Raw genomic sequence first — 9582 nt, 5'->3', positions numbered from 1 at the left:
GCGATGAGCAAGCCCTCAAGGACGCCATCACCGCCTATCGGGACGCCCTCAAGGAATACACCAGAGACCGCGTGCCCCTCGACTGGGCCATGACCCAGAACAATCTCGGCAATGCGCTCTGGACCCTCGGAGAGCGCGGCGATGAGCAAGCCCTCAAGGACGCCATCACCGCCTATCGGGACGCCCTCAAGGAGAAGACCAGAGACCGCGTGCCTCTCGACTGGGCCATGACACAGAACAATCTCGGCAATGCGCTCCGCGTCCTCGGAGCGCGCGGCGATGAGCAGGCCCTCAAGAACGCCATCGCCGCCTATCGGGACGCCCTCAAGGAATGGACCACAGACCGCGTGCCTCTCAATTGGGCCATGACGCAAGGCAATCTCGCAAATGCATTCGAGACGCTGGGCGACCGCGATCAATCAACGGAGCACTGGGTCACGGCGCGAAACCATAGCCTCTTCGCACTGGAAGAATTTACCGGCCGCGCCCCGGCCTATGAAGCGGCGGCCCGCCGGAATCTTGCGCGCGTCGAAGCGAAACTCAAAGCGGCGGGCTGGGCGCCGCCCGAGGGCTGAGACCTCCCACGCCCCTACCGCTCCAGCGCCTTTGCCTGCTTCTGCTGGCGCGCATTGTGCTGGATGAAGCTCGATAGCAGGCCCTTCTTCACCGGTGGCTCGCGCCCCTCGCCCATGGCCTCGATGGCGTGATAGTTCCAGGCCATCTGGCCCAGCGCATTGATCATCTTCACCATGCCGATCCCGCTATTGGGGCCGAGAAAGCCGGGGCCGAGCCGCATCGTCTTCGCATGGCTTTCCAGCCGCTCCACCTCGCCAGCCAGCAGCTTTGCCGGCCCGTGCGGATCGGTGCAGAGCGGCTGGCCGAGGCCGATCATGTCCGCCATGCCGCCAGACACCGTCTCTTCCATCGCCAGTTTTGAGCGAAAACCGCCCGTCGCCATGACCGGCATTTTCGCGCGCTCGCGCACCATCGCGGCATAATCCACGAAATAGGCCTCGCGCGCCTTGCTGGACTTGCGCACCGCCTGCTCGGCCTTTGGCTGCATGCCCTCAATGCCCAGAAGCGCGGGCTGCTCATAATTGCCGCCGGAAATCTCCAGCAGGTCGATGGCTTTCCCGTTCAGCCACTCGACCACCTGGATACACTCCTCAAAGCTGAAGCCGCCCTGCTGGAAGTCGGCCGAATTGAGCTTCACGCCCACCGCGAAATCCGGCCCCACGGCCGCCCTCACCGCGTCCACCGCACGCAGCAGAAGACGCGCCCGGTTCTCCAGCGACCCGCCCCATTCATCGGTGCGCAGATTGGCGCGCGGAGAGAGGAACTGGCTGATGAGATAGCCATGCGCGCCATGCACCTGCACGCCGTCAAAGCCGGTCTCTTTCGCGGTCTTCGCGACATGCGCAAAGCCCGCGATCACCGCCTCGATCTCCTGCCCGGTCATCGCGCGCGGCTTGCCGAACTGCGCCCCCGGCAGGTCCAGCTGCACATCTGAGGCCGAGACCGGCTCTTCATTGACGATCTTCGGTGTCTGGCGTCCGGCATGGCTGATCTGCATCCAGACGTGCGCGCCCTCGGACTTCGCCGCAGCGCTCCAGGCGCGCAGCGCGGCAAGGTGCTCTGGCGGCTGTTCGCCCTCAATGGCGACATTGCCCGGCCCCTCCAGATACATCCGGTCGACCAGCACATTCCCCGTCAGCAGCAGGCCGCAGCCGCTGCCCGCCCATGTCCGGTAGAGCGTCTCATGGCGTTCATTCGCGCGGTTGTCCGGCCCGGCCAGATGCTCGGTCATCGCCGCCTTGCAGAGGCGGTTCGGCAGACGCGCGCCGCATGGCAGGTCAAGTGGCTGCTGAAGTATGCTGGTCATGACAAGGCCCTCCCCCTTGAGAAGCCGCCAGCATGGCGCGGCGGCCCGGCCCCGTCCACGCCTTTCCTTGCGCCAGCCTTCATTCGCGCCTATTTTGAAGCCCGGATCATCTGAGGAGAAGAAGAGACATGGATCAAGCACGCACCCCGTTCGCGTTGCCTGTTTGCCTGACCCGAGAGGTCCCCCATGTCTTCCTTCCTCACACTCGATTCCATTTGCCTCGCCACGCCTGAGGGCCAGCCGCTTTTCGACAATCTGACCCTGTCGCTGGGCAATGAGGCTGTCGGCCTTGTCGGGCGCAATGGCTGCGGCAAGTCCACGCTGCTCGCCGCGATTGCCGGTCAGGTCCAGCCCACAGCCGGCAAGATCAGCACCACCGGCCGCATCGGCGTCCTGCAGCAGCGTTTCGACGAAAACCAGACGGTCGCGGAGGCGCTCGGGATAGATCTGGCGCTCACCCGCCTCGCCCGCATTACGGCCGGCAAGGGCAGCGCGGAGGACTTCAACCTTGCCGACTGGTCCCTCGAAACCCGCCTCGACAAGGCGCTTGCCAGCACGGGTCTTGCGGGCACGGACACAGGCCGCCGCATCGCCAGCTTCTCTGGCGGCGAACGCACGCGGATCGGTCTTGCCCGTCTCCTCATGGAAGAGCCGAACCTCATCCTGCTGGACGAGCCGACCAATAATCTCGATGCGGACGGCCGAGCCGCCGTCCAGCACCTTATAGCGAGCTGGCCAGGCGGGCTCCTCATCGCCAGCCATGACCGCGCCTTGCTGGAACGGATGGACAGGATCGTGGAGCTGACGCCTGTCGGCTGCACCGTGTTCGGCGGCGGCTGGACAGAGTTCGAAACCACCCGCAAGGCCGCCCGCGCCCGTGCAAAGGCAGCCGCAGAGAGCGCCGCCAGCAACCTCAAGGCAACAGAGCGCAAGACCCAGCAGGCCCGGGAACGTCAGGAGAGGTCGGATGCCCGCGGCCGGGCCGTACGGGCGCGCGGCGACCAGCCCAAAGTCCTGCTCGATGCCCGTGCAGACCGCGCGGACGCCACCGGGGCGCGCGGACAGACCCTCGCCAACCGCCAGCTTGGTGAAGCACAGGCCGCCCTCAATGAAGCGGACGCCCAGCTCGAACGGGTCACGCCGCTGACGATAGAGCTGCCGCCTTCCGGCCTGCCTGCCACCCGCCAGGTTCTCACCCTGCGCGATGTCACAATGGCGTTCGGCGCGCGCCAGCTCTTCGGCCCGCTCTCCCTGGACATTCGCGGGCCACAGCGCCTTGCGATCTGCGGACCGAACGGGTCCGGCAAGTCCACGCTTTTCAGGCTCATGACTGGAGACTTATCGCCCAGCTCAGGCGAGATTACTCTGCATACGGACCGCATGACCCTGCTAGACCAGCACAGCGCCGCGCTCGACCCTGCCCTCTCCCTCATCGGCAATATGAAGAGGCTCGTGCCGGGCCTGAATGACAATGAGGCCCGCGCCCAGCTCGCCCGTTTCGCCTTCCGCGCCGATGATGCCCTCAAGATGACGGGCACGCTTTCTGGCGGCGAACGCCTGCGTGCCGCCCTCGCCGCCGCCTTTGCCGCGCCAGAGCCGCCGGAACTCCTCCTCCTCGACGAGCCGACCAATCACCTCGACATGGACGCCGTCAGCCTGCTCGAAACCGCCCTCCAGTCCTATGACGGGGCCCTCCTCGCCATCAGCCACGACGAGCGGTTTCTGGAAGCGATCGGGATAGAGGCGCGGATAGACCTAAGCGGCGATGATCGGCTTGATCTCTGAAATGTCCTCTGCAGGTTCATTTCGCAGAAGGTCATAATTGACCTGCAAATTGATCCAGAACGCGACCGTCGTCCCAAACGCCTTGGAGAGCCGCGTTGCAGTATCGACGGTCATTGAGGTTTCTTCCTTGACCAGACGTTCGATCCGCGTCCGCGGCACATGAATGTGACGTGCCAGCATGCCCGCGCTCAGACCCATCTCGTCCAGAAACTCATGTTTGAGAATTTCACCGGGATGAACCGGCACCTGAAGCGATTTCATCTCAGTCCCTTTCTATCCGCGCCCATCCAGATCCGGGTCAAGCTTCAGGCCATCATCCAGTTGCACGCCGAACGAATTCAGCATCATCGACACCTGCGTATACTGACCAACCGTCATGACGAGGTCCATCTTCTGTTTGTCGCTGAGGTCTGACAGCCGCGCCCAGGTCGCATCGGTGATGAAGGCGTCAGAGGTCAGCTCATCGGTGGCCTGCAACATGGCCGCATCGATTGCGCTCCAGCCCTCTGCTTCCGGCCCCGCCTTGATGCGCTCCACCTCTTCATCGGTGAGGCCGGCTTCCTTGCCGATCACGACATGCTGGGCCCATTCATAGCCCGATTTCCAGTTATAGCCGGCCCGCAGGATCACCAGTTCGCGGTCCCGCGCCGACAGATCGTTGCGGTCGGACAGGATATAGCCGCCCCAGCGCATGAAGGCTTTGTAGGCCTTCGGCGCACGTGCAATCGTGCGGAAGACATTGAAGATGGCATTGCGGTCGAACCGCTCGCCCATCATCTGTTTCTGCTCGTCGCTCATCTCATCATTGGAAAGCGGCGCTATTCTCGGGGCCTTCAGTCTCATCCGTGTTCCTCGCTTTGCTCTTCTTTTTTCGTGCTCATCTATCGCGCACGGGCTGAAATAGCGACAGGCCCATGATTGATGTGAAAGTCCATTCTCTCGGGATCGGCTATGGCGGACGGTGCGTTCATCCCCTAAATGCTGGCATAGATGCCAGACAAACCTCCCGGAGCGGCCATGACCGAGCTTTCTGTCAACGTAAATGCCGTCGCCTTCCTGCGAAACCGGCGCGGCCTGCCCTGGCCCAGCGTTGTCGACCTCAGCCGCATTGCGCTGGAGGCGGGCGCCGCCGGCATTACCGTCCATCCCCGCCCCGATGAGCGCCATATTACCCGCGCCGATGTCCCGGACCTGATGAATCTGATCATGCAGGAATTTCCGGACCGCGAATTCAATATTGAAGGCTATCCGAATGAGGCCTTCATGACGCTGGTGGAAAAGATTCGTCCGCACCAGATCACCCTGGTCCCCGACGATCCCTCACAGGCAACCTCGGACCATGGCTGGGACTTCAAGACCCATGCCTACAAACTCCAGACCATTGTCAGCCGGCTGAAACAGACCGGCGCGCGCATCTCCCTTTTCTGCGATCCGGACCCGGACCAGGTCGAGCCAGCCGTCAGCACCGGCACCGACCGGATCGAGCTCTATACCGGCCCCTATGGCGGCGCCGTCGACGATCCGGCAAAGGCTGCAGGCGAGCTTGAAAAGCTCGGCCTCACCGCAGACGCCGCCCACAGCCATGGCCTCGAAGTGAATGCAGGCCATGACCTCACCGTGGACAACCTTCCGCCCCTCATCGCGCGGATACCGGACCTCGCAGAGGTCTCCATCGGCCACAACCTCACCTCCGACGCCCTCACCTATGGCATGGCCGAAACCGTCCGCCGCTTCCGCCGCGCCTGTGGGCAGGTGGTATAGGCGACCATATCCGGAACGCGGCCTGTCGAAGCATGAGAACCAGCTGGGCGCTCCATCAAAGCAGCGCCAGCGCCCGGCCAACCTCCACCTCCCAGCCTGCTTCATCCAGCACCGCCCACGGGTCGCAAGGCAGCCAGGCCGGCGTTTCCGGCACTTCGCCTTGTTGGCCATTCAGCCATTCAACCTGCCCGTCTGCCAGCAAGGTCGCGCCCGCCGCGCGCAGCCTGGTATAATACTCGGCAATCGCGCAGAACGCATCCTTCGCCTCCGCGTCTTCGCCCAGTGACGCGCGCACGCGGTCCACAAGATCGAGCGCCGGGGCCATCGGGTCGGGCCGCGTCTTGTCGAGCGCGGCCCGCTTCCTGAGCCGGGAGAGAAGCCCTTCCAGCTTGCGCGCTTCGGCTTCCCAGGCCCCTGCCTCCTCGTGCCGGCCAAGGTCTAAGAGGGCCAGAGCCCATCGCACCTGCCGGGCGGCCCGTGTCTGCGCGGTCTCAAGCTCAAGGTCGCATTTGCGAAAGCCAAGTTCGCGCGCCCACACTTTCGACGCGCTGAGCGAGATACGCAGCCGCTTGGCCAGCACCTCATAGGTCTCGCCATGACGAAGCCCTCTCTCAAGCTTCAATATGGTCAGCATACGGCCGACTGGCAGCGCCGAGAAATCGGGAACGGCATGGGTCATCGCCGGCCACTATCGCCGGGCGAGGCAGAGGGCGGAAGAAATTCCCTGAAAGACCGTCCACACGCGGGCTTCCGGGCGGGAAACAGGCCATACCTGCCCCAAGCACTCTGCCAGGCCCGCCCGGACACCGCCGGTACACCGTCCATGTACCGCCCATGCACCGTCAAAAACCGGGGAAACGCCCGGACTTTCCGCCTGCGTGTTTTCTAGTTTTCCACCAGACGCGAGCGCATCATGTCCAGCCAGGCGGCCTGGCGGTGGATCAGGCTGATCATGTCATGCGGGTCGCCCTCGGCGATCAGCTGGTCTAGCCAGATTCGCGTCACCCTCGCCTGGCTGTCGATCCAGTCCAGAAGCCGCCCCTGACCAGCGCCCGGCACGGGCCTTGGCGAGGCGCCGCAGGGGCTGCGATGTGTGCGCGCGGCACCTGCCGCCCCGCCCTGTCTGTTTTCGAGATACTGCATGAGCCGACTCCCTTTTTGCGACTGCTTCTCATTTGCGCTGATTGCGGCGCAGGAGTCAAATGAGGGAAAATACATAGTCCAGAGCCCCTCACAGCAGGAATGCCGCGATGGAAACTCTTGACCTTCGAGCCGGCGCGAACCCTATACAGGCAAGCACGAAAACGAGTACGGTTGAGATATGGCAGACGGGTTTCTGAAACTGAGCAGCGCCTTCGACGAGGCGAATGAGGCTGACTGGCTGGAAGCGGTTTCCAAGGCGCTGAAAGGCGGCGGGGTGGAGCGGCTTCAGCGCAAGACAGATGATGGCCTCACCATAGAGCCGCTTTATCGCGAAAGCAGCTTTCCAAGCGCGACCGACCCGCGCGGCGCGCCCGGCGAAGCCCCCTATCTGCGCGGCGCCAGCGCCGAGCCGGACCCCTTCCTGCCCTGGGACATCCGCCAGAGCTTTGGTCATCCAGATCCCGAAGTCACCAATAAAGAGATCCTACGAGACCTCGAACGCGGCGTCTCGTCTATCGAGCTTTGTGTAGACTGCACGGGCAAATCCGGCGTTGCGATTCACGATGCCGATACGCTGGCCACAGCGCTCAATGGCGTTCGCGCAGACATTGCCAGCGTCGCACTCGACCATTGCGGCATGGGCTCCGGCACCTCGCTCGCCGGGCTTCTGGCGCTATGGGGCGAGCAGCAGGGCGGCGCCGGCACGCTCAAATTCGCCTTCAATATCGACCCGATCGGCCTCCTGATGCGCAAGGGTGAGGTCGAGGGCGGTATCGATGCAGCCTTCGTGCGCACAGCCGAGCTCTCGCGCCTTCTCTGCCTGCGTTACCCCAAATCCACCACGCTGCGCGCCGATGCCCGCCCTGTCCATGAGGCTGGCGGCTCCGAAGCGCAGGAGCTGGGCGTGCTGATCGCCCATGCCGTCGACACGATGCGCCGGCTCGCCGATCAGGGCTATGATGCCAGCGCCTATCCGTCCCAGACCGTCTTCACGCTTGCGGCAGGCGGCAATTACGGGATCGAGATCGCCAAGCTGCGCGCCGCGCGCCGTCTCTGGGCGCGTGTGCTGGACGCGATGGAGCTCGAGGCTGAGCCAATGCTGCTCCAGTCGGTGAGCTCCGCGCGGATGCTGACGCGCTATGACCCATGGGTGAACATGCTGCGCAATACCGCCGCCTGCTTTGCCAGCGCGGTTGGCGGCGCCGACATTGTCACGGTTCGCGCCTTCAATGAAGCGCTCGGCGTGCCAGAGGAACTTGGCCGCCGCACAGCCCGCAACACCCAGATCATCGCCATGGAGGAGTCCGGCCTCGGCAAGATCGCAGACCCGGCCGGCGGCGCCTGGTTTGAGGAAACGCTCGCCGACGAACTGGCAGAGGCCGCCTGGGCCGTCTTCCAGGAGATCGAGGCCGAAGGCGGCCTTGTCGCCAGCCTCGCCAAGGGCAACCTCCAGAAGCGGATCGCCGAGGTGCGCGAGGCCCGCTTTGCCGCCATCGCCAAACGCAAGCGTCCGCTGACCGGCGTCAGCGAGTTCCCGCTGCTCGATGCCGATGAGGCGCCGGTGGCCGAGATCAAATTCGAGAGCAAGGCGGCATCGGTCTCCAGCGAAGGGCTGCACAGCTTCCTGAAAGACCTGCCGGACAAGTCGGGCAGCACCACCGAAGCCGACCCGCTGGCACCGATCCGTCTTGCCCGCGACTTCGAGACCTTGCGCGACCGCGCCAATGCTCATGCCGACAGGACAGGCAAACGCCCCGGCATCTTCATCGCCACCCTCGGCCCGCTGGCCGAACACACGGCCCGCGCCGACTTTGCCCGCAACCTCTTCGCCGCTGGCGGCGTCGAGGCGGTCGAAGCGGCCAAGATGCCCGAAACGCCAGAGGTGCTGGCCGATGCTTTCAAGGCGTCCGGCTGCCAGATCGCCGCGATCTGCGGCGCCGACAAACGCTATGAGGACGAGGCCGAGGCCGCCGCCAAGGCGCTGAAAGACGCAGGCGCCGCGCGCGTCTTCCTCGCTGGCAAGTTCGAAGCGGCCGCCATCGACAACAACATCTTCATGGGCTGCGACGCGGTAGACATGCTGCAGATCGCGCAGGCCGAACTGGGAGTCGAGAAATGACAACCTTCCCTGATTTCACCAAGCTCGATCTTGGTACCCCGCAAGCGTCCGCCCCGTCCGGCACACGCAAGCGCGAGCTGGAGACGCCTGAAGGTATCGACCTCGCCAAAGCCTATTCGTCGGCAGACACCAAGGGTCTCGACTTCCTTGATGACTATCCAGGCCTCGCGCCGTTCGGCCGTGGCCCCTACCCGACCATGTATACCCAGCGGCCCTGGACGGTGCGCCAGTATGCGGGCTTCTCGACAGCGGAAGACTCCAACGCGTTCTATCGCCGCAACCTCGCAGCCGGTCAGAAAGGCCTGTCGGTCGCCTTCGACCTTGCAACCCACAGGGGATATGACTCCGATCATGTTCGCGTGTCAGGCGATGTCGGCATGGCAGGCGTTGCCATCGACAGCATCTATGACATGCGCACGCTCTTTTCCGGCATTCCGCTCGACCAGATGTCAGTGTCGATGACGATGAACGGCGCGGTTCTGCCCATCCTCGCGCTCTATATCGCGGCCGCACAGGAACAGGGCGTCAGCCCGGACAAGCTGGCCGGGACAATCCAGAACGATATCCTGAAAGAGTTCATGGTGCGGAACACCTATATCTATCCGCCCAAGCCATCGATGCGCATTATTTCGGACATCTTCGCCTACACGTCTGAAAACATGCCGAAATATAACTCTATCTCCATTTCCGGCTACCACATGCAGGAAGCCGGCGCGACGGCGGATCTGGAGCTGGCCTATACGCTGGCCGACGGCATTGAGTATATCCGCGCCGGTGTCGATGCGGGCCTGGATGTGGACAAGTTTGCGCCGCGCCTCTCCTTCTTCTGGGCGATTGGCATGAACACCTTCATGGAAGTCGCCAAGATGCGCGCCGCGCGCCTGCTCTGGGC

Annotated in this window: 9 protein-coding genes and 1 pseudogene; 5 read left to right on the top strand and 5 right to left on the bottom strand. The window is 64.0% G+C overall.

Annotation, left to right across the window (positions count from 1 at the left end):
• Positions 1–575 (top strand): annotated as a pseudogene (locus ABNU55_RS15450) (hypothetical protein); the annotation flags it as partial.
• A 14-nt stretch (positions 576–589) separates the two neighbouring features.
• On the opposite strand, the gene ABNU55_RS15445 reads toward ABNU55_RS15450, so the two are convergent.
• On the bottom strand, positions 590–1882 hold the full coding sequence (locus tag ABNU55_RS15445; RefSeq protein WP_290754379.1) for an NADH:flavin oxidoreductase/NADH oxidase family protein: 1293 nt from the start codon (positions 1880–1882) through the stop codon (positions 590–592).
• Positions 1883–2068: 186 nt separating this feature from the next.
• Here ABNU55_RS15445 and ABNU55_RS15440 point away from each other — a divergent pair, with 186 nt between their 5' ends.
• Positions 2069–3667, top strand: coding sequence for an ABC-F family ATP-binding cassette domain-containing protein (locus tag ABNU55_RS15440; protein WP_290754380.1), 1599 nt, complete (start codon positions 2069–2071; stop codon positions 3665–3667).
• On the opposite strand, the gene ABNU55_RS15435 is transcribed toward ABNU55_RS15440, so the two are convergent.
• Together ABNU55_RS15435 and ABNU55_RS15430 are read right to left on the bottom strand one after the other, a co-directional pair.
• A complete protein-coding gene (locus ABNU55_RS15435) occupies positions 3638–3928 on the bottom strand; it encodes a HigA family addiction module antitoxin (protein ID WP_290754381.1) in 291 nt (96 codons plus the stop codon). The two genes, ABNU55_RS15440 and ABNU55_RS15435, sit on opposite strands and share 30 nt — an antisense overlap.
• A 12-nt stretch (positions 3929–3940) precedes the next feature.
• Positions 3941–4510 (bottom strand): carboxymuconolactone decarboxylase family protein, encoded by a 570-nt coding sequence (locus ABNU55_RS15430; RefSeq protein WP_290754382.1) that lies wholly within the window; start codon positions 4508–4510, stop codon positions 3941–3943.
• Positions 4511–4684: 174 nt separating this feature from the next.
• Between ABNU55_RS15430 and ABNU55_RS15425 the strand changes: the two genes are divergently transcribed.
• Positions 4685–5428 carry a pyridoxine 5'-phosphate synthase gene (locus tag ABNU55_RS15425; protein ID WP_290757753.1) on the top strand — a complete coding sequence of 248 codons (744 nt, stop codon included), beginning with the start codon at positions 4685–4687 and terminating at the stop codon, positions 5426–5428.
• A gap of 55 nt (positions 5429–5483) precedes the next feature.
• Here ABNU55_RS15425 and ABNU55_RS15420 read toward each other — a convergent pair whose 3' ends face one another.
• Both ABNU55_RS15420 and ABNU55_RS15415 read right to left on the bottom strand, forming a co-directional pair.
• Entirely contained in the window at positions 5484–6107 is a 624-nt protein-coding gene (locus tag ABNU55_RS15420; RefSeq protein WP_290752311.1) for a hypothetical protein, read from the bottom strand.
• 206 nt (positions 6108–6313) lie between these two features.
• A complete protein-coding gene (locus ABNU55_RS15415; protein WP_290752309.1) occupies positions 6314–6571 on the bottom strand; it encodes a hypothetical protein in 258 nt (85 codons plus the stop codon).
• A 178-nt stretch (positions 6572–6749) separates the two neighbouring features.
• Here ABNU55_RS15415 and ABNU55_RS15410 point away from each other — a divergent pair, with 178 nt between their 5' ends.
• Both ABNU55_RS15410 and ABNU55_RS15405 read left to right on the top strand, forming a co-directional pair.
• A complete protein-coding gene (locus ABNU55_RS15410) occupies positions 6750–8690 on the top strand; it encodes a methylmalonyl-CoA mutase family protein (RefSeq protein WP_290752307.1) in 1941 nt (646 codons plus the stop codon).
• Positions 8687–9582, top strand: an 896-nt coding sequence (locus ABNU55_RS15405; protein ID WP_348764568.1) for a methylmalonyl-CoA mutase family protein, incomplete at its 3' end; no start/stop codon positions are given. The genes ABNU55_RS15410 and ABNU55_RS15405, both read left to right, overlap by 4 nt.

This window comes from uncultured Henriciella sp., from assembly GCF_964005855.1.
Taxonomy (GTDB): domain Bacteria; phylum Pseudomonadota; class Alphaproteobacteria; order Caulobacterales; family Hyphomonadaceae; genus Henriciella.
The sequence above is the reverse complement of the archived record's forward strand: the minus strand, read 5'-3'. Positions and strand labels throughout refer to the sequence as shown.